Source organism: Beijerinckia sp. L45 (genome assembly GCF_009765775.1).
In the GTDB taxonomy this organism is placed as follows: domain Bacteria; phylum Pseudomonadota; class Alphaproteobacteria; order Rhizobiales; family Beijerinckiaceae; genus RH-AL1.
This window is the reverse complement of record NZ_LMUU01000259.1, coordinates 134,824-154,327: the sequence shown is the minus strand read 5'-3', so window position 1 is coordinate 154,327 and position 19,504 is coordinate 134,824. Positions and strand designations below refer to the sequence as shown.

General features: G+C 65.8%; 17 protein-coding genes and 1 pseudogene. 5 read left to right on the top strand and 13 right to left on the bottom strand.

The genetic code is table 11. The features are described 5' to 3' along the window. From GSQ79_RS26930 to GSQ79_RS26915, 4 genes and pseudogenes are all read right to left on the bottom strand, one after another. Window positions 1-892, bottom strand: an 892-nt coding sequence (locus GSQ79_RS26930) for a polysaccharide biosynthesis/export family protein (RefSeq protein WP_158811831.1), incomplete at its 3' end; no start/stop codon positions are given. Between the two features lie 233 nt (window positions 893-1,125). Beyond that, a complete protein-coding gene (locus GSQ79_RS26925) occupies window positions 1,126-1,650 on the bottom strand; it encodes an ureidoglycolate lyase (protein WP_158811811.1) in 525 nt (174 codons plus the stop codon). Continuing rightward, entirely contained in the window at window positions 1,644-2,642 is a 999-nt protein-coding gene (gene alc / locus GSQ79_RS26920; protein ID WP_158811810.1) for an allantoicase, read from the bottom strand. The genes GSQ79_RS26925 and alc overlap by 7 nt, the downstream gene beginning before the upstream one ends. Window positions 2,643-2,695: 53 nt before the next feature. Continuing rightward, window positions 2,696-3,701, bottom strand: a pseudogene (locus tag GSQ79_RS26915) (threo-3-hydroxy-L-aspartate ammonia-lyase). 94 nt (window positions 3,702-3,795) lie between these two features. Between GSQ79_RS26915 and GSQ79_RS26910 the strand changes: the two are divergent. Then, a complete protein-coding gene (locus GSQ79_RS26910) occupies window positions 3,796-4,776 on the top strand; it encodes an ABC transporter substrate-binding protein (protein WP_210253231.1) in 981 nt (326 codons plus the stop codon). A gap of 133 nt (window positions 4,777-4,909) precedes the next feature. Here the strand turns inward: GSQ79_RS26910 and GSQ79_RS26905 are convergent, their stop codons facing one another. The 3 genes from GSQ79_RS26905 to GSQ79_RS26895 all read right to left on the bottom strand — a co-directional run bounded on the left by GSQ79_RS26905 (window position 4,910) and on the right by GSQ79_RS26895 (window position 8,877). Next, the gene (locus GSQ79_RS26905) at window positions 4,910-7,639 is read right to left on the bottom strand and encodes a molybdopterin-dependent oxidoreductase (RefSeq protein ID WP_158811808.1); all 2,730 of its coding nucleotides are present in this window, start codon (window positions 7,637-7,639) and stop codon (window positions 4,910-4,912) included. Then, window positions 7,636-8,460 carry a xanthine dehydrogenase family protein subunit M gene (locus tag GSQ79_RS26900; RefSeq protein WP_158811807.1) on the bottom strand — a complete coding sequence of 275 codons (825 nt, stop codon included), beginning with the start codon at window positions 8,458-8,460 and terminating at the stop codon, window positions 7,636-7,638. The genes GSQ79_RS26905 and GSQ79_RS26900 overlap by 4 nt, the downstream gene beginning before the upstream one ends. 162 nt (window positions 8,461-8,622) lie before the next feature. Beyond that, window positions 8,623-8,877 (bottom strand): hypothetical protein, encoded by a 255-nt coding sequence (locus GSQ79_RS26895; RefSeq protein ID WP_158811806.1) that lies wholly within the window; start codon window positions 8,875-8,877, stop codon window positions 8,623-8,625. Between the two features lie 161 nt (window positions 8,878-9,038). Between GSQ79_RS26895 and GSQ79_RS26890 the strand changes: the two genes are divergently transcribed. Further along, window positions 9,039-10,385: an 8-oxoguanine deaminase gene (locus GSQ79_RS26890; protein ID WP_174243280.1), complete on the top strand. Its 1,347-nt coding sequence runs from the start codon at window positions 9,039-9,041 to the stop codon at window positions 10,383-10,385. Between the two features lie 162 nt (window positions 10,386-10,547). Here the strand turns inward: GSQ79_RS26890 and GSQ79_RS26885 are convergent, their stop codons facing one another. From GSQ79_RS26885 to GSQ79_RS26860, 6 genes are all read right to left on the bottom strand, one after another. Further along, window positions 10,548-11,039, bottom strand: coding sequence for a nucleoside deaminase (locus GSQ79_RS26885; protein WP_158811804.1), 492 nt, complete (start codon window positions 11,037-11,039; stop codon window positions 10,548-10,550). Between the two features lie 9 nt (window positions 11,040-11,048). After that, window positions 11,049-12,131, bottom strand: coding sequence for a BMP family ABC transporter substrate-binding protein (locus GSQ79_RS26880; protein ID WP_246725612.1), 1,083 nt, complete (start codon window positions 12,129-12,131; stop codon window positions 11,049-11,051). A gap of 52 nt (window positions 12,132-12,183) precedes the next feature. Next, window positions 12,184-13,104, bottom strand: coding sequence for an ABC transporter permease (locus GSQ79_RS26875; protein ID WP_210253234.1), 921 nt, complete (start codon window positions 13,102-13,104; stop codon window positions 12,184-12,186). Window positions 13,105-13,126: 22 nt separating this feature from the next. Further along, window positions 13,127-14,170: an ABC transporter permease gene (locus tag GSQ79_RS26870; protein ID WP_246725611.1), complete on the bottom strand. Its 1,044-nt coding sequence runs from the start codon at window positions 14,168-14,170 to the stop codon at window positions 13,127-13,129. A gap of 61 nt (window positions 14,171-14,231) precedes the next feature. Beyond that, complete coding sequence (locus GSQ79_RS26865) at window positions 14,232-15,809, bottom strand: ABC transporter ATP-binding protein (RefSeq protein WP_246725610.1); 1,578 nt, start codon at window positions 15,807-15,809, stop codon at window positions 14,232-14,234. A gap of 91 nt (window positions 15,810-15,900) precedes the next feature. After that, the gene (locus GSQ79_RS26860; RefSeq protein ID WP_158811801.1) at window positions 15,901-17,298 is read right to left on the bottom strand and encodes a nucleobase:cation symporter-2 family protein; all 1,398 of its coding nucleotides are present in this window, start codon (window positions 17,296-17,298) and stop codon (window positions 15,901-15,903) included. A 171-nt stretch (window positions 17,299-17,469) separates the two neighbouring features. Here GSQ79_RS26860 and uraH point away from each other — a divergent pair, with 171 nt between their 5' ends. Genes uraH through uraD form a run of 3 tightly spaced genes read left to right on the top strand, consistent with a single transcriptional unit; the run spans window position 17,470 to window position 19,204 of the window. Next, window positions 17,470-17,820 (top strand): hydroxyisourate hydrolase, encoded by a 351-nt coding sequence (gene uraH / locus GSQ79_RS26855; RefSeq protein WP_158811800.1) that lies wholly within the window; start codon window positions 17,470-17,472, stop codon window positions 17,818-17,820. A 34-nt stretch (window positions 17,821-17,854) separates the two neighbouring features. Continuing rightward, the gene (gene pucL, locus GSQ79_RS26850) at window positions 17,855-18,697 is read left to right on the top strand and encodes a factor-independent urate hydroxylase (protein ID WP_158811799.1); all 843 of its coding nucleotides are present in this window, start codon (window positions 17,855-17,857) and stop codon (window positions 18,695-18,697) included. Continuing rightward, window positions 18,698-19,204, top strand: a complete 507-nt coding sequence (gene uraD, locus GSQ79_RS26845) for a 2-oxo-4-hydroxy-4-carboxy-5-ureidoimidazoline decarboxylase (protein WP_158811798.1) — start codon at window positions 18,698-18,700, stop codon at window positions 19,202-19,204. The last annotated feature ends 300 nt before the right edge of the window (window positions 19,205-19,504 follow it).

Below are 19,504 nucleotides of genomic sequence, written 5' to 3'. Positions count from 1 at the left end.
AACGCATCACGAACACGCCTTCGGGGTCGGCCCGCTCGTCGACGAGGCCGGCGGACTGGCCGATCGCCTCTTCCAGCGAGATGCCCTTGGCCTCGAACGGCATCACCGCGTTGCGCAGCGTCGCGCCGACCGCCGTGAAGCTCAGGGGATAGCGCACCACGGTGAGCGTATCGCCCGGGCGGGCATAGATGTTTTCCTTGGGGTCGGCGAGCAGCGCCTGCATCGGCACCCGCACCGTCTTGCCGGCGCGCGACAGCTCGATGAAGGTCTCGTGCACCGGAAACTTTAGGCCGCCGGATGTGGCGATGACGTCCAAAATCCGGTCGCCGCGGGCGGTCAGCGGAATGCGCCCGCCCTGCACCACTTCGCCGGTCACGGTGACGCTGGTCGAGACGTTCTTGCTTAGGGTGACGATGGCCTGCGGCTCGATCGCCTTGCCGGTCAGGCGTTCGACGATGGTCTTTTCGACCTCCGGCGGGGTCTGCCCGGTGACATGGACGCGGCCGCCGTAAGGGACCGTGATCGAGCCGTCGTTGGCCACCACCTGCGGCGGGATGACGGCCGAATGCGAGCCGGGCGAGTTGGCGCCCACAATGGTCTGGGAGAACAAGCCGCCGCCCGCCGCCTCGAAGACGGTGACCTCGACGGTATCGCCGACGCCGATGCGCTGCTCGACCGGGCCGCGATAATCGCCGAAGCGGCCGAACAGGCTCGGTCCGGGAAAGCGCAACAGCTGCTGCAGCACGTAATTCGAGATCGGCACAAGCAGATAGGGCGCGCCCTCGTGGGTGCCGACATCGATCACCGACTGCCGGGTCGGGCCGCCGCCCGGCACCGTCGAGCAGGCATTCAGCACCAGCGCGCACGCCACCGCCCCGAGCAAGCGCGGCATCAGGCGAGCCCCACGCGGCTTCCGGTCATATCGAGTCAAATGCTGCCCCACCAATCCGCCCGGAACCTACCCGATCGCACCCGCCGGGGCCACCGAGCCTAGCCGTCATTGTCGGGCCTGTTGCCGTTACAACACAGGCCCTCCTCGTGAGGCAGGGGGCGACGCCTTGTTTGCGATCAAGCAATCAAGACGCACATTTGTCCCGACAATGGCAGCAAAGTGTCTGTTTTAGATTACGGCTTCGCTAACGATGCCTGCGCGTCTGCAGCCGCGACCCGAACGACCGGATCGGCAAACCAGATTTCCTCCAGATTCTCACCTTCGCCCTCGCGGTCGACGACGAGAAAGTCTTGGGTCGGCGCGAGAACCAGAAGCGGGTGGTGCCAGATTCCGGCGCGGTAGTTCACGCCCTGGTCGCCGCGCGCGCGAAAGCAGCGCAGGGTTTTTTCCTCCGGCGCGCCGGGATCGTCGCTGACGACGACAAGCCAGTCCGCGGCGTGCAGCGGCACGAAGGCCTGCGAGCCCAGCGGATGGCGTTCCATCATCGCGATGGTCAGCGGAAACGAGCGCCGCCGGCCGTGAAAGATGGAGACGATCGCGCGGCCCGCGCCGACCTCCACCTTGGCGAGCCGATGCAGCCGGTCGGTGGTCCCCTCGTTGATCAGCCGCAGCTCGGCGCCATCGCGCTCGATCACTTCGCCATAGCGAGCGAAGGCCGCCTTGGTCAGCGGCTCGATGACGATATTGCGTGTCACCACGCCCGCCCGAAGGCGCGGAACCGCGACACGCCGCCGTCGGGGTGGATGTTGAGACGGACATGGGTGATCGGGCCCAAAGGGTTGAGCCGCTCCGCGCCAAAACTGTGGATCGTGTCGGCGGCGAGCGGCTGCGGCGTCATCAGATCGGCCCAGAACATCGACTGGCAGATCACGGCGTCGTCGGGCATCGCCGCCATGGCGCAGCCCTGCAGCGAGACCTTGTCGGGGAAATTGCCCTTGAAATGCGCGGTATCGACCTCGATGCGGTCGATGGTGCCGGGGATGCCGAGAGCGATGACCATCCAGTCGTGGCCCGGTTCGCGGCGGCGGCGGGTTTCCCAGCCATCGCCCATCGTCGCGCCGCGTCCTTCGGTGAGGATTACCCAGGGCGCGCCGTAATGGGCGTCGCTGTAGCCCAAAATCCGGCCGCCGTATTTGATCGCGGAGAGTTCCAGCTCGGCGTTCGCGTCCGCATCGGCGGGATCGAAGAAAGGCGTGCCGTAGGCGCGCAGTCGGGCGATGCCGCCGTCGGGAAAGATGGAAAGGCGCAGCCAGGCGATCGGCGTCGGATCGTCGACGGTGAACAGCTTGCGGTCGTTGCCAACCAGCGCGCTGGCCGGGACAAGCACGCGCCAGACGGTATCTGGCCCTGGCGGGTCGAGCGTCGCGCAGCCTTCCACCATGGCGCCCGGCGGAAAATTGCCGGTGAAATGCCGGGTGTCGAGTTCGATTGCCGAGAGCACGCCGGGCACGCCGAGCCTGACCAGACACCAGTCATGGCCGAGGCCGCGCCGCCGGCGGGTCTCCCAGCCGTCCATCCACTTGCCGTTCGCGTCGAATTTCTCTGGATAAAAAACCGGCTCGCTGTCCTGGATCATCCGCTCCGGCGCACCGAAGAAGGAGTCGGACGCCTCGGGCGCGCTGGCGCCGAGACGCGGCGACGCGAGATTGACGAGTTTTGCAACGGACTGGAGTGCGGCGGGATCGATCATGACGGCCTTCAACGGAGACATTTTGGACGAACTGGCACGTCTCGTTCCAACAGCTAGCCGCCGACGAAGCCCGCGAAGGCGCGCAGGTCGACGTTGCCGCCGCTCAAAATCACGCCGACGCGCTTGCCGGCGACCGGGACCACCGCGTTGAACGCCGCCGCTGCCGCAAGGCAACCCGTCGGCTCGACGACGATCTTCATCCGCTCGGCGAAGAAGCGCATCGCCTCGATCAGCTGAGGGTCGGACACCGTCACCACATCCTGCACCAGCGCGCGGATGACCGGGAACGTGTGGGCGCCCAGGAACGTGGTGAGCGCGCCATCGGCGATCGAGCGCGGCACCGGGATGGTGACGATCTTGCCCGAGCGGAACGACTGCTGGCCGTCGTTGCCGGCCTCCGGCTCGACGCCATAGACCTCGCAGCCGGGCGCCAGCGCTGCGGCGGACAAGGCGCTGCCGGCGAGCAGGCCGCCGCCGCCGAGGCAGACGAACAGCATGTCGAGCGGGCCGACCTCTTCGATCAGTTCCTTCACCGCCGTGCCCTGGCCGGCGATGACGTCGGGATGGTCGTAGGGCGGGATCAGGGTCAGCCCGTGCTCTTCGGCGAACGTGCGCCCGATCGCCTCGCGATCCTCGGTATAGCGATCGTAGGTGACGACGGTGGCGCCATAGCCTTTGGTTGCCGCGACCTTCATCGCGGGCGCGTCGAGCGGCATGATGATGGTGGTGGGGACGCCCTGCAGCGCCGGCCAGCGCCATCGCCTGGGCGTGGTTGCCGGAGGAATAGGCGACGACCCCGCGCTGGCGCTGGTCGGGCGTGAGCGCGGCGATGGCGTTGCAGGCGCCGCGGAACTTGAAGGCGCCGGCGCGCTGAAAATTTTCCGCCTTGAAGAACAGGCTGGCGCCGCTGCGCGCATCCGCCGTGCGCGAGGTCAGCACAGGCGTGCGATGGGCGATGCCGTCGATACGGGTTGCCGCCGTCGCGACGTCGGCGAAAGTCGGAATGCGCAGGCTCGTGTGCCGGGTGCCCATGATGATATCGTGATCGTGATCCGGCATGCGAAGAACCCTCGGGAATCGACGTACCGGTTTGCGCCGTATGGGCGCTAGAAGGCAAGTCAAAGGGCTGTGCCATCGGACAGCGGGAGAGATGATGAGCAAGGCAGGTCACATCGTCGGTGCCATCGGGATGGCCGTGCTGACCTTGGCGCTCGCCATGCCGGCGCGCGCCGCGGACCCGGTGCGGTTTCTCACCAGTTGGTACGCCGAGGCGGAGCAGGGTGGTTTCTACGAGGCCAAGGCGGAGGGGCTTTACGACAAGGCCGGGCTCGACGTCACGATCACGATGGGCGGCCCGCAGATCAACACGCTGCAGTTGCTGCTCGCTGGCGATGCCGATTTCGTCATCGGCTACGATTTCCAGATCCTGAAGGCGCGCGAGCGGAACCTGCCCTTCGTCACCGTCGCCACCTCGTTCCAGTCCGACATCCAGGGCATCATGACCCATGACGACGTGGACAGTCTGGCTGCACTGAAGGGCAAGCCGATCCTGGTCGGGTCGGCGGCACGTCAGACCTTCTGGCCGTGGCTGCAGAAGACGTTCGGCTACACCGACGACCAGGCGCGGCCCTACACGTTCAACCTGCAGCCGTTCTTCGCCGATCCCACGCTGTCGCAGCAGGGCTATCTGACGTCGGAGCCGTTCTCGGCGATGCAGCACGGCGCGAAGATCAAGTTCTTCCTGCTGTCGGAGTACGGTTATTCGCCCTACAGCACGACCATCGTGACGACCGACGCCTATGCGAAAAGCCATCCCGATGTCGTCGCGCGCTTCGTCAAGGCGACGCTGGAGGGTTGGCGCGACTACATGAAAAACCCCGCGCCCGGCAACGCGCTGATCAAGCGCGACAATCCGAAGATGAGCGGCGCCGAGCTGGACTACGCCGTCGCCACGATGAACGCGAAGCACATCGTCGACGGCGGCGACGCCAAGATTCTGGGGCTCGGCATTATGACCGAGGCGCATTGGAAGCAGACCTTCGACTTCATGGTGTCGGCGGATCTGCTGAGCGCCAAGACCGATTGGCACGCGGCCTTCACCGATCGTTTCGTCAAGGACTTGAATATTCATTAGGGGGATTCCCTTCCCCCTTGCGGGGAAGGGTCAGGGATGGGGGTCGGCGTGTTCTTCGATGAGCAAAGAACACCGTGACCCCCCAGCCTCTCCCCGCGAGGGGGAGAGGGGCGGGTTGCTGTCCGCTGCCAGGCTATCGCAACCGATCGAAAATCCGGTCCGCCGCGAGCGGCAGCGCGGTAAACCGCACCCCCGTCGCATCGCGCAGCGCGTTGGCCAGCGCCGCCGCCACGGGGTTGAACGGGGCCTCGCTCATCGATTTGGCGCCAAACGGTCCATTGGCGTCGTCGGTTTCCGCGAACATCACCTTCGTGCGCGGGACGTCGGCGAAGGCGGGAATGTGATAGCTGCGGAAATTCGCCGTCGTGACGCGCCCCGTCGCGTCGATCGCGACCTCCTCGTAGAGCGCCGCGCCGAGCGCCTGCGCGATGCCGCCCTCTACTTGGCCGCGGCACTGCATCGGATTGATGATGCGGCCGCCATCGGCGGCATGCACGCTTTGCAGGATCTTGATGGCGCCGGTATCGCGGTTCACCGCGATGCGAAAGCTTTGCACGTTAAAGCTCGCCGAGCGCTTCATGCCATCCGCCTTGCCCGCGGCAGCGAGCACCGTCTCGGGCTGCAGGGCGGCCAGGGTGTCGAGCCCGATACGCCGGGGGCCGCAGACGACGTGATCCGATGCGAGGCGGCACTCGGCAAGCGGCGTGCCCGTCGCGGCCGCCGCCGCTGCGAGGATCGCGTCGCGCAACCGTTCGGCCGCCTGGAACGTCGCCTGTCCGGCAACGACGGTGCCGGCCGAGCCGTAGGCGCCGGTATCGTGGCCGCCGTTGGCGGTATCCGACTGCTTGATCCTTATGCCGGATGCCTGGGCGCCTAACACCGTCGCGGCGATCTGCGTGTGCACCGTCGTCGTGCCGTTGCCGAACTCCGCGGTGCCGACGATGAATTCATAGGTGCCGTCGGCGTGGAGCAGCGCCCGGGTGTCGGAATGGTGGCCGCCCGGCGGGATCGTCTCGCACATCGACATGGCCATCCCCTGGCCGACGACCCAGGCGTCGCCCGGCGGCGGCGCCAGGCCGACATCGTCGCGCATCGCGGCCGCGACCATGTCGAGGCAGCGCGGAAGACCGTAGCTTCCGACGAACATATCCTTCGGCTCGGGCTCGACCGCGATGACCGCGTCGCCGCGTTGGATCATGTTCGTCTTGCGGAACGTGAACGGATCGATCCCGAGTCCGCGCGCCAATTCGTCCATTGCCGTTTCGATGGCAAAACCGGTTTGCGGCAAACCATAGCCGCGGAAGGCGCCTGCCGGCAGCGTGTTGGTGTAGACGACGTGGCCGTCGACCTTTTTGTTGGGGCACCGGTAGATGCCGATGGATTCGTTGCAGGCGTGATGCAGCACCCCCGGTCCGTGGTTGCCGTAGGCGCCGGTGTTGGACAAAACGTTCAGCTGAAGGGCCGTGAGCTTGCCGTCGGCCGTGGCGCCGGCCTTGATCCGCACCCGCATCGGATGCCGCGTCGTCGTCGCGATGAACTGTTCCTCGCGCGTGAATTCGAGTTTCACCGGGCGGCCCGTCGCGAGAACGGCCAGCGCCACGACATCTTCCGTCAGCATCTCCTGCTTGCCGCCAAAACCGCCGCCGACGCGGGCGCAGAACACGCGCACCTTGTCGTCCGGCAGGTCGAACAGCTTGCACAGCGCCCGCCGGGTGAGAAACGGGACCTGGGTGCTGGACCGGATGACGAGGCGACCGTCCGCGTCGATCCAGCCGACGGCGCCGTGGGTTTCCAGCGGCGTGTGCTGGATGCGCTGGCTGTGAAACGTGTCCTCGTAGATGAGGTCGGCCGCGGCGAAGCCAGCTTCGACATCGCCGATATCGCCATGGACCTCGCCGACGAGATTGCGCGTGGGATCGGCGATGCCGCAGGCCGCGCCATCCTTGTCGTGAATGACCGGCGCACCCGGCGCCATGGCCTGTTCCGGATCGACGACGGCCGGCAAAACTTCGTAGGTCACGACGAGGCGGCGGATGCCCTCTTCCGCGGCGCCTTCGCTGTCGGCGACGACGGCTGCGATGCGCTGTCCGATGCAGCGGACCGTTCGATCCAGCAGCATCGTGTCGGACGGATCGGAGGACGCGACCTCATGCTGTCCGCTCGAGTACAGCATCTGCGGCGCGTCGGCATGGGTCAGCACGCGATGGACGCCCGGCACCTGTAATGCGGCGCCGGCGTCGATTGCGAGAATGCGCGCATGGGCATGCGGCGAGCGGGCGAGCTTCATATACAGCAGGCCGTCGAGTGCGCCCTCCGGCGCGACGTCGAAGGTGTAGCGCGCGGCGCCGGCCACCACGGCGGGGCCGGCAGGGGCCGGCAGGTTGCGCCCCAGCGCCGGGCCGTTCGGCAGCGCTTCGGCGTGGACGGCGCCGGCGAGCGCATCCTCGATGGCGCGATAGCCGGTGCAGCGACAAAGATTGCCCTTCAGGGCGGCGGGCAGGTCGGCGCGCTGGGCCTGGTTGAGGCTCGCCGCGGTCATCACCATGCCGGCGGTACAGAAGCCGCACTGAAAGCCCTGGGCGTCGAGGAAGGCGGTCTGCATCGGATGCAGCGTGCCATCGGGGGCCGCGGCATGCGCGGCGAGTCCCTCTATCGTCGTCACCTCATGGCCCTTGGCGCGGAACGCCGGAAAGATGCAGCTGTGGACCGGCGTCCCGTCGACATAGACGGTGCAGGCGCCGCAATCCCCGGCATCGCAGCCTTTTTTCACGCCGAACCAGCCGAGCTCGCGAAGAAACGTGCGCAGGCATTGGCCGGCACGCGGCGCACGATCGAAGAGCGTGTTGTTGACGGAGAACGTCACGTCGGCTGGCCCTCGAAAAGCTCACCGCGGATCTGCTCCGCCAGCAGATAGGTCAGGTGACGCCGCCACGCCGGCTTGCCATGGATGTCGTCGTGATAGAGCGCGTGCGGGATCGCGGCCGTGATCGCGGAAGCTAGGCTGTCCGTCGAAGGTGGCTCGGAAAAATCGATGCGGATCGGGCGCTTTGTCGAGGCCGTGACGGTCAGCGCGAACGAATTCTGGTCGCGCGTCCCGACGAGCAGCGCCGCGGACCGGCCGAGCGGCGTCAGGGAAATCTGGCGGTAGGTCGCGCGGCGGCGCAACGCCCGCACCGGCACGGCGATCGCGCGCAAGACCTCGCCGGGCTCGAGCGCGGTATGCTGGGAGCCGAGCACCAGGTCGAGCACGGGCAGGGTGCGCTCGCCGCCATCGGGGGTCCAGATCACGGCGATGCCGTCGAGCGACACCATCAGCGTGATCATCGGTGCGGCGGGCAACGCGAGACAGATGTTGCCGCCGACGGTCGCCATGTTCCAGATCTTGAACGAGCCGAGCAGCGACCGGCAGCAGGCCTCGATCAGCGTCGCCGAGCGGAAGTCCGGCGGGGCGGCGAAGGCGTTGAGCTGGGCGATCGTACAGGTCGCAGCGATCGTGAGGTGGCTGTCGTCCAGCGTCAGCGCCGGCCAGGCAAGGTTGGAAAGATCGAGAAGCGTATCGAGATGCGGCTGCGGTTCGGAGAAGAGCCAGGTGCCGCCGGCGAGCCATGCTGCGCCCGGCTTCCAGGACGCAAGGTCGGCGCGGCCGTTAAGCGGGACGACGGCCGATATCGTATTCAGGTCCACTCGCGCCCTCCGCCAGCCTCGGTCGGAGGCGGAGTGTCCTTAGCAAGGGCGGGGCCGGGCCGCCATTCCACGGCCCTGACACAGGAACGCCGAGACTGGATGACCCAGCCCCGGCGCAACCAGTTTCTTGATGTCACGGGACGAGCGGAACCTTGACGGGCGTTAGCGGTCGAGTTCCGCGCCGCTGTCGCGCAGGTTCGGCGCATCCGGATCGCGGGCTGCCGAGCGGCCTTCCTGCATCCGATACAGGTCGCGCTGGGTCATGAAGGTCTGGCCGGGGCGCAGGTCGATGCTCGGGGTCAGGTCCTGGATCGCGCTATCCGGGGGCGTCCGCTCCTGAGCGGATGCCGGCGCGGTGGCCAGGGTTGCGCCAAAAGCGAGAACGGCGAAAGCAACGGCAGCTGATGTCTTGATCATACTCAAGTCTCCTTGATCGATTGCTGCCGAAACAACTTCATGTCCGAGTATAAGTTCATTCCGCGAATGCAAATCATCTAGGCAGGAATGCCTATTCGATAAGCTGTTGTCGCGCTTGCCTCCTAGTCTATGGTCGCTGAGCTATTCCTGGAGTGCTACCGATGACCACCCAGCCCGCGCGCCTCTGGATTCGCGATCCCATGGCGATATCGGCCGATGATGCGGGCGGCGGGGTCGTCGTTTCGGCGGGACGCATCGTCGAATGCGTGCCGTCCGGCCGCGCGCCAGCCGCGCCGTGCGACCTCGTCTTCGACGCCAGCCGCCACGTCATCATCCCGGGCCTCGTCAACGCGCACCACCATTTCTACCAGACGCTGACGCGGACGCATCCGGCGGCGATCAACAAGGAGCTGTTCGGCTGGCTGACGGCGCTCTATCCGATCTGGGCGCGACTGACGCCGGACACGTTTCGCATCAGTGTTCGCCTGGCGCTGGCGGAGCTGCTGCTGTCGGGCTGCACCACGGCGGCCGATCATCACTATCTGTTTCCGGCCGGGCTCGACCGCGCCATCGACATCGAGGTCGAGGAGGCGATGGCGCTCGGTATCCGCATGACGGTGACGCGCGGCTCGATGAACCTCTCGCAGAAAGACGGCGGCCTGCCGCCCGACAGCGTCGTCCAGGATGAAGAGACGATACTGGTCGACAGCGAACGGGTGTTGAACCGCTTCCATGATCCGGCGCCAGGTAGCCTCATCCAGATCGGGCTGGCCCCATGCTCGCCGTTCTCCGTCACACCGCGCCTGATGCGCGAGACGGCGGCGCTGGCCGCGCGGTTCGATGCGCCGCTGCACACGCACCTCGGCGAGACGCACGATGAAGATGCCTTCTGCGTCGCGACCTACAAGTGCCGCCCGGTCGAACTGCTGGAGCAGACGGGCTGGCTCAACCAACGGACTTGGCTGGCGCATGGCATCCATTTCGACGCCGGCGAGATCGCGACGCTGGGCAAGCATGGTGTCGGGGTCTGCCATTGCGCGACGTCGAACATGCTGCTGGCTTCCGGCATCTGCCCGACGCGCGATCTCGAGGCGGCGGGCAGTCCCGTCGGCCTCGGCGTCGACGGTTCGGCGTCGAACGATGCCTCCAACATGATGGAGGCGCTCCGCCACGCGCTGCTCGTCGGCAAGCTGAAGTATGGCGCGGCGGCACTCTCCCACCACGACGTGCTGCGCTGGGGCACCGAAGGCTCGGCGCGCTGCCTCGGCCGCAGCGACATCGGCAAGATCACGCCGGGTTTTCAGGCCGATCTCGCCTTCTTCACGCTCGACGAGCCGCGGTTTTCCGGCAATCACGACCCGCTGGCGGCGCTGGTGATCTGCGGCGCGCACCGCGCGGATCGGGTGATGGTCGGCGGCACCTGGCGCGTCGCCGACGGCGCGGTGATCGGGCTGGACATGGGCAAGCTGTTGGAAGCGCACGGGCGAGCGGCGCGGGTCTTCGACTGAAACAGCGATCTCGCCGCCTGTCTTTCCGGGGCTCGCCAAAGGCGAGAGCCCGGAACCCATGGACACTGTGCCTGCCCTGAACGCTCGATCGTCGCAGCCTTTTTTGCCGCCGCGTTTTCCTGGGTTCCGGGCTCGCGCTGCGCGCGTCCCGGAAAGACAGGGCTAGGCCTCGGGCTCGCCGGCCCAGAACGCCCGCTGCAACGCTGCGGACTCGTCTTCCAACATCGGGCCGATAACCTCGACCGCCCGCTGTCCCGCGGCGAACACCGCGCGGCAGGGCAGGTCGAGCGTCGGGTTTTCCGGATGATTGCCGGTGATCGCCTTGAGCGAGGCTTCGCTCTGCCCATAGACGAGACGCCCGATCCCGGACCAGTAGATCGCGCCCGCGCACATCGCGCAGGGTTCGGCGGACGAATACAGCGTGCACCCGGCGAGGAAGGCACTGTCATAGGCCTTCGCCCGCGAAGCCAACAGCCGCTCGGCGTGGGCGGTCCGATCGCCGCCCTCCGCGGAGAAGCCGTTGCCCTGCTCCATCAGCACCACACCGTTCGGCCCGACGAGGATCGCGCCGAACGGGTGGTCGCCGCCGAGGCGAGAGGTCTCAGCCACGGCAAACGCGTGGCGGAGGTGTTTTTCGTCGTCAGGCCGGGTCATAGGGCGATATCAGCTCGGCAGCTTGCCTTCGATGCCTTCGACGAGCCAGTTCATCGAGGCGAGCTGACCGTCGTCGAGGGACTTGCCGGCGGTGCCCTTCTGAGCGCCGGACTGGTCCTTCATTCCGCCGTTGAAGGGCAGAATCTTGCCGGCCTTGATGTCGGCCTCGGTCGACTTGGCCAGCGCCATGACGTCATCGGGCATATTGCGGTATGGCGCCATGACCAGCATGTCGGCGTCGAGACCGCCCCAGATGTCATCGGTCTTCCAGGTGCCGTCGAGCAGCGCCTGGACGCGCTTGACATAGTAGGGGCCCCAATTGTTCACCGGCGACGTCAGCTGCGTTTTCGACGCGAACTTGATCATGTCGGTGGCTTCGCCGAAAGCCTTGAGACCGCGCTGCTCGCAGACCTGGAGGGCGGCCGGCGAATCCGTGTGCTGGGTGATGATATCGCAGCCCTGGTCGAGCAGCGCCTTGCAGGCGTCGCCTTCCTTGCCCGGATCGTACCAGCTGTTGATGAAGACGAATTTCATCTTGGCGTTCGGATTGACGCTGCGCATGCCGAGCAGCGTCGCGTTCATGCCCATGACGACCTCGGGGATCGGGATCGAGCCGATGTAGCCGATCACGCCGGTCTTCGACATCTTGCCGGCGATGACGCCCTGGATATAGCGCCCTTCATAGAAGCGGACATTGTAGGTGCCGAGGTTGTCGGCGTGCTTGTAGCCGGCGCAATGCTCGAAGAACGTCTTCGGCTTCTGCGTCGCGACCTTGAGGGTCGGGTTCATGTAGCCGAACGAGGTCGTGAAGATGAGCTGGTTGCCCTTCGCGGCGAGCGCCGCGATGACGCGCTCGGCGTCGGCGCTTTCCGGCACGTTCTCGATGAAGCTCGTCGAAACCTTGTCACCGAAGTGCTTGACGACTTCCTGGCGGCCGACTTCGTGCTGGTAGGTCCAGCCGAAATCGCCGACCGGGCCGAGATACACGAACGCCACTTTGGGCACCGCGGCTTCGGCCGACGTGACCAGCCCCGAGCCGACCGCGGCGGCGGTTCCGCCGAGGAGTGTGTTGAAGGCCCTACGATTCATCATTGCTTGCTCTCCGGACGTACTCTGGGGGAAAGGATCGCCACGACCGACCAGGTCAGCTCGTGGCGTGAAACGGTTTGCCGAGACAGGCCGGCGCGCTCATGCGGATGCGCGCCTTGTTCGACGAGATGATCACCAGCACGACGACCGTCGCGATGTAGGGCAGCGCCGACACGAACTGCGAGGGGATGGCGATGCCGAAGCCCTGCAGGAAGAACGACATGTACATGATCGAGCCGAACAGGTAGGCGCCGGCGATCAGCCAGAACGGCCGCCACGTCGAGAACACCACCAGGGCCAGCGCGATCCAGCCGCGACCGGCCGTCATGTTTTCCGACCAGCTGGTGTTGTAGGCGAGCGACATGTAGGCGCCGGCAAGGCCGGCCATCGCGCCGCCGAACAGGGTCGCGAGATAACGGATGCCGATGACGTCGTAGCCCAGCGCGTGGCCGGCATCGGCGGAGTCGCCGACGGCGCGAAGCACCAGCCCGACATGGGTGTAGCGCAGCACCAGCGACACGCCGACCACCGCGACGAAACTGATGTAGACGAGGATGTCCTCGCCGAAGAGGATCGGGCCGATGATCGGAATGTCGCTCAGGCCGGGGATGGCAAGATGCGGCAGCCGCTCGATCGATATGCCGACGTAGGCGGCGCCGATCAGCGCGCTGAGGCCGGAGCCGAAAATCGTCAGCACCAGTCCGGCCGGCACCTGCGCCGCAAGAAAGCTCAGGGCCAGGACGCTGAAGAGCAGCGAGAACAGCGCGCCGCCGATCATGCCGCCGAGCACGCCGATGGTCGGACTGCCGGTCTTCAGCGCCACGGCAAAGCCGCAGATCGCGCCGACCAGCATCATGCCTTCGACGCCGAGGTTGAGGACGCCGGCCTTCTCGACCACCAGCTCGCCGGTCGCGGCGAGCAGCAGCGGCGTCGACGTCACGATGACGCTGAGCATGATGTTGGTGAGGAGAACGATCATGGGCGGGATCCGATGCGCGTCAAAGCGGGGCCACCTTGGGCGAAACGAAGCGCGCCTTCAAACCGGCGAAGCGACCGACATCCGCGCCGCGGATGCGGTAGAGGATCAAGGCGTCGCAGGCGAGCAGGAAGAACAGCAGCACGCCTTGAAAAATGCCGGTGACGGCGCTGGGCAGCGCCAGTTCGATCTGCGCCGACTCGCCGCCGAGATAGGACAGCGCCAGCAGCAGGCCGGCCAGCACGACGCCCAGCGGATGCAGGCGGCCGAGAAAGGCGACGATGATCGCGGTGTAGCCGTAGCCCGGCGAGATCGTGGTGGTGAGCTGGCCGATCGGGCCCGAGACTTCGAACAGACCGGCGAGCCCGGCAAGGCCGCCGCTGACGAGCATGGCAAGCCACACGAGCTTCTTGTCGCTGAAGCCGGCGAACCGCGCGGCGCGCGGGGCGGAGCCCTGGACCCGCAGCTGGAACCCGAGAATGGTGTGGGATAAAACCAGCCAGCCGATGACGGCGACCACGAGAGCGAAGACCACGCCGAGATGCAGGCGCGTGCCCTCGACGAGAACGGGGGCCGCGGCGTTGGGCGAGAAGATCGCCGTCTGCGGAAAGCCGAAGCCTTTCGGATCGCGCCAGGGTCCGGACACGAGATAGATGAGCAGCAGCTGCGCGACATAGTTTAGCATCAGGCTGGTCAGAATTTCGTTGGCGTTGAACTGGACGCGCAGAAGCGCGACGATGCCGCCATAGGCCATGCCGCCGAGAACGCCGGCGACGAGCATCATCGGATAAAGGACGAGCGCCGGCGTGTTCGGCATCGCCAAAGCGAGGCCGCCGCCGCAGATCGCGCCGACGATATACTGGCCCTCCGCGCCGATGTTCCAGATGTTGGCGCGGCTCGCCAGTGCGATCCCGACCCCGATGAGGATCAGCGGCGCCGCCTTGACGCCGAGCTCGGCCAGGCCATTGTCGTTCGTCAGCGGCTGGATGAGGAACACATCGAGCGACTGCAGCAGCGGTTTGCCGAACATCAGGAACAGGAGCCCTGTGACGATGATGGTCAGCACGATGGCGAGGACGGGCGACGCGGCCGCCCAGAAGGTCGATCGTCGACCGCGCGCTTCGAGTCTAAGCAGCGTCGTTCCTCCGGTACGAGGCGTCGGTCTCGGTCGCGCCGCCTGCGGCACCCATCAGCAGGCCGACGTCCGAGATGGTCGTATCGGCGATGCGGGTGACCGGCGACAGCACGCCACCGGCGATCACCGCGATGGAGTCGCAGAGCGAAAAAATCTCGTCGAGATCCTGGGAAATGACGACGATCGCGGTATCGGCTTCGGCAAGCTGCACCAGCGCGTCGTGGATCGCCGCCGCGGCGCCGGCATCGACGCCCCAGGTCGGCTGGCTCACCACCAGCAGCTTGGGATCCTGCAAGACCTCGCGGCCGACGACGAATTTCTGCAGGTTGCCGCCGGACAGCGACCGCGCTTCCGACATCGGCCCGGTCGTGCGCACATCGAAGCGCTTGATGACCTCGGCTGCAAAGTTCGTCGTCTTCGGACGGTTGATGAAGCCGAGTTTCGACAGCGCTTTGCGCACGTAGCCGGAGAGCAGCGCGTTGTCGGACAAGGTCATGCCCGGCACCGCGGCATGGCCGTTGCGCTCTTCCGGGACGAAACAGGCGCCGAGCGCACGACGCTCCGCCGGCGCCATATGGCCGGCTTCGATGCCCTCGATCATCACCGCGCTCGGCTTGCCCGAAGGCACCTCGCCGGACAACGCGTCCATCAGTTCCGTCTGCCCGTTGCCGGCCACGCCGGCAATCCCGAGAATCTGGCCCTTGGCGACAGCGAAGCTGACGCCCTTCAGGTCGACGCCAAACTTGCGGTCCGAGGCGATGGTAAGACGGTCGATCTCGAGGCAGGGTAGCGCCGTCGGCGACAGGCCGAGACGCGGGCGCGGTGCCGTCAGCATCTCGCCGATCATCATCTCGGCCAGGCGCGTCGTCGTTTCCTGACGCGGATCGCAATGGGCGACGACGCGGCCATGGCGCATCACCGTGGCCTTTTCGCAGAGCGCGCGGATTTCGTTGAGCTTGTGCGAGATGTAGAGCACCGAACAGCCCTGCGCCGCGAGCTTGCGCAGCGTCTCGAACAGCTTGTCGACCTCCTGCGGCGTCAGCACCGATGTCGGCTCATCCATGATGAGAAGTTTCGGCGACTGCATCAGGCAGCGCACGATCTCGATGCGCTGGCGCTCGCCGAGCGACAGGTCCGCGAGGTTGTGGCTGGGGTCGAGCTGCAGGCCGTAGCGGGCGCCGATCGCGGCGATCTCGTCGCGCAACTGCTTGCGGGTGCGCTGCTCGTTCATGCCGAGCGCGAGATTTTCCGCGACGGTCAGGCCTTCGAACAGCGAAAAGTGCTGAAACACCATGCCGATGCCGAGCGCGCGCGCCGCATTGGGGCTGGCGATCTCGATCTTCTCGCCGCGCCAAAAAATGTCGCCGGCATTCGGTTTGACGACGCCGTAGATGATCTTCACCAGCGTGCTCTTGCCGGCGCCGTTCTCGCCGAGCAGCGCATGAATCTCGCCAGGGGCGATGGTGAGGTCGACATGGTCGTTGGCGAGCGTGCCCGGGTATTGCTTGACGATGCCGCTCAGTTGCAGCAGCGGCGTATCCGTAAGGTCGGGGGCTGCGCTCAGGGGCAAGGGCGAACTCGGGCTAGCGGCATGTGGCCATTCGCGACATCGCAAAAGCGATGCCAAGCTTTTGCTGCACCGACGCCGATGGAACAGGCGGCTAGACGTGTTCCGCAGATGCGGCGATGCTCGCTGCTTCCGCGCGGGCATGCTCCGCGCTGCCGAGACCATTGAAGAAGAGATTGAGCAGCACGGACACGACGGCGGCCATCAGAATCCCGGACTCGAGCAGGGGATGCAACGCGTCGGGAAAGTTCTTGAAAAAGGTCGGCGACACGAGCGTGATCATCCCGAAGCCGACGGCGATGGCCACGATGAACAGGTTGAATCGGTTGCTGTTGAAGTTGACAGCGGTGAGGATGCGGGCGCCCGTCGCGGCCACCATGCCGAACATGACAATGCCGGCGCCGCCGAGCACGACCTGCGGCACGGCTTCGACCAGCGCGGCAGACTTCGGCAGCACACCGAGCACGATCATGATGCCGCCGCCGGCAACGGTGACCCAACGGGATCTGACGCCGGTAATGCCGACGAGCCCGACGTTCTGCGAAAACGACGTGTAGGGAAACGTATTGAACAGCCCACCGAGCAAGGTGCCGATGCCGTCGGCGCGCAGGCCGCGGGTCAGATCGTCCTGGTCGATCGGCTTGCCGGTCATCTCGCCGAGCGCCAGGAACATCCCGAGCGACTCGATCATCACCACGATCATCACGATGCACATGGTGACGATGGGCACGAGATGGAACTGCGGCACGCCGAAATGGAAGGGCAGCACAAGGGAGAACCAGGACGCCGTTTCGACCTTGCCGAACTTCATCAGGCCTAGCAGCGCGGCCAGGATCGCGCCGGCGATGATGCCGAGCAGCACGGAGACGTTGGCGACGAAGCCGCTGCCGAAGCGGATCAGTCCGAGAATCACGAGGAGCACGAACAGCGCGATGCCGAGCCCCTGCATCTGCGCATAGGCGGGATTAGGGAAGGCGCCGGCCACGCCGTCGACAATTCTGGTCATCGTCGGCAGACCGCCGGCGGCCCAGTTGATGGCGACGCGCATCAGCGAGATGCCGATGACCAGGATGATCGTGCCGGTGACGACCGGCGGAAACAGCGGCAGCAGGCGGCTGATGAACGGCGCGACGATGATGCCGAAGATCCCGGCCGATATCACCGAACCATAGATTCCGAGCACGCCGACGTCGGGCGCCGCCGCCATCGACAGCATCGGGCCGACCGATGCGAAGGTGACGCCCATCATCACCGGCAGGCGAATGCCGACGCCGGGGAAGCCGATGCACTGGATGAGCGTGGCGAGACCGCAGGTGAAAAGATCGGCGCTGATGAGAAACGCCACGTCCTCGGGCGGCAGCTTTAGCGCGCGGCCAATGATCAAGGGAACCGCGACCGCACCGGCATACATCACCAGCACATGCTGCAGCCCCAGCGTCAGCAGGCGCGGTGCCGGAAACGTTTCATCGACCGGGTGGGGAGTTTGCGACATCGGAACCGCCTGACCGCAATTGCTTGGGACAGTCGGCAATATTCAAGCACCATGCCAGGGACGAGCGCGATATCTGCGGCGTTATGCAGCTTTCCCCATGGCACGCAGCTTGCCATCTCTGGCACGACAGATCCGGCGCGCTTCGCGTTAGTCTAAAGGCTTAGCGAGACCATGGGACGACTGACCACTCATGTGCTCGACACCGCGAACGGCCGGCCTGCCGTCGGGGTTCACATCACGGTCTCGCGGGTCGAAGCGGGGGCTGCGCATCAGCTTGCCACGGCGGTCACCAATCACGACGGGCGTGTCGATGCGCCCATGCTCGAAGGCGACGCTCTGGTGCCGGGCATCTATGAATTGGCCTTCCACGTCGGCGCTTACTTTGCGGCGGCCGGCGAGCATGATCCCCTGTCGTTTCTCGATGTCATTCCGATCCGCTTCGGCGTCGCCGACACGGCCGCGCATTATCACGTGCCGCTGCTGGTGACGCCGTGGAGCTACGCGACCTATCGCGGCAGCTGATGATCTCAAGCAGCAACAAAAGGATTTTGGAACAATGGCGCTGATCAGCAACCGTTACGGTAAAGGGCGCGTGCGGACTATGCGGGTTCACCGCGAAGGCGCGCGTCACGAAGTTCGCGAGCTGACCGTCAAAGCCATGATCGAAGGGGATTTCGGCATGGCCTATACGGCGGCGGACAACAGCACCTCGGTCTCGACCGATACGGTGAAGAACGTCATCAACGTCGTCTCTCACGAGAATCTCGATCTGCCGAACGAATTGTTTTGCAAGGCCGTTTCCGATCGCCTGCTCGCGACCTATCCGCAGATCGAGAGCGCGACGGTAGAGGGATACGAAACCAAATGGGCGCGGCTCGTCATCGACGGCGAAGAGCATCCGCACAGTTTTACGCTCGACGGCAACGGCAAGCCTTTCGCGAAAACCGTCATGAGACGTGGCGGCGAGATCGCGATCGTCTCCGGCATCGAGAACTTCACCTTTTTGAAAACGACGCAGTCCGGCTGGTCGAATTTCTACAAGGATCCGTATACGACGATCCCGGAAACCGACGACCGTCTGTGCTCGACCAGCATGATGGCGTCCTGGGTCTGGGCCAAGGCGCCGGCCGACTATGCCGCAACGAACACGCTGATCCTCGATACGATGATGCAGGTGTTCGCCACTACCTACAGCACCAGCGTGCAGAGCAGTCTCTACCGCATGGGCATGGCGGCGTTGGCCGCGGTGCCGGAGCTTTCGACCATCAGCATGGCCTGTCCGAACAAGCATTACCTGCTGACCAACCTGAAGCCCTTCGGTCTGCAGAACAACAACGAGGTGTTCCTGCCGACCGACGAGCCCCATGGGCAGATCGAATGCACGGTAGGCCGGGACTAGATGACGGACGCCGAACTCGCCGCCCTCGACCGTAGCCGATTCATTGCCGCGTTTGGCGACGTGTTCGAACATTCCGCGTGGATCGCCGAAGCGGCATGGGCGCAGGCGCCGTTTCATTCGATGGCGGCGTTGCATGCGGCGATGGTCGCGGTTCTCGATGCCGCCGGGACCGCGGCCGCGATCGCGCTCGTTCGCGCGCACCCCGATCTCGCGGGGAAGGCCGCGCTTGCCGGCGAGCTCACGGCGGACTCACGGACCGAGCAGGCGACCTCCGGTTTATCGAGCCTGACGGCGGCGGAACTCGCGCAATTTCAGCGCCTCAACGACGCCTATCGAGAAAAGTTCGGGTTTCCTTTCGTCATGGCGGTGCGGCGCAGCGACAAGCACGCGATCCTGGCCGCCTTTGCCGAGCGGCTCGACAACGACCCCGACATGGAACTCGCCCGTGCCTTGAGCGAGATCCAGATCATCGCGCAGCTGCGGTTGGACGCCATCGCCGCGGCCTGAGGCTCGTTGGCACGGGGTGGCAATGGTGTGCCCCCCGACAAACATTTCGGCTCTTGCGTCTTGCAGCTTTGGCGCAGCGCAAAAAAAAAGCGGCGCATCGCTGCGCCGCTTGGCCTTCGTAGTAGCGGTTCGTTCTTAGAAGGCGTGAAGGGCGACGCCTGCAAACACCTGGCTCTCGTAGGATCCTGGCGTGTAGCTGTTGTCACCGAAGTGAGAGTTGTTGCCGAACTTGTTCAGCCAGTACTTGTAGCCGACGAACACGTCGAGCAGCTTCGGGTGGTGGAACATGACGTCGCCAAG

Coding starts and splice junctions, on each gene's coding strand:
- alc (WP_158811810.1), bottom strand. CDS start 2,642: ATGATCGATCCCGCCGCACTCCAGTCCGTTGCAAAACTCGTCAATCTC.
- GSQ79_RS26910 (WP_210253231.1), top strand. CDS start 3,796: ATGAGCAAGGCAGGTCACATCGTCGGTGCCATCGGGATGGCCGTGCTG.
- GSQ79_RS26895 (WP_158811806.1), bottom strand. CDS start 8,877: ATGATCAAGACATCAGCTGCCGTTGCTTTCGCCGTTCTCGCTTTTGGC.
- GSQ79_RS26890 (WP_174243280.1), top strand. CDS start 9,039: ATGACCACCCAGCCCGCGCGCCTCTGGATTCGCGATCCCATGGCGATA.
- GSQ79_RS26885 (WP_158811804.1), bottom strand. CDS start 11,039: ATGACCCGGCCTGACGACGAAAAACACCTCCGCCACGCGTTTGCCGTG.
- GSQ79_RS26880 (WP_246725612.1), bottom strand. CDS start 12,131: ATGATGAATCGTAGGGCCTTCAACACACTCCTCGGCGGAACCGCCGCC.
- GSQ79_RS26860 (WP_158811801.1), bottom strand. CDS start 17,298: ATGTCGCAAACTCCCCACCCGGTCGATGAAACGTTTCCGGCACCGCGC.
- uraH (WP_158811800.1), top strand. CDS start 17,470: ATGGGACGACTGACCACTCATGTGCTCGACACCGCGAACGGCCGGCCT.
- pucL (WP_158811799.1), top strand. CDS start 17,855: ATGGCGCTGATCAGCAACCGTTACGGTAAAGGGCGCGTGCGGACTATG.
- uraD (WP_158811798.1), top strand. CDS start 18,698: ATGACGGACGCCGAACTCGCCGCCCTCGACCGTAGCCGATTCATTGCC.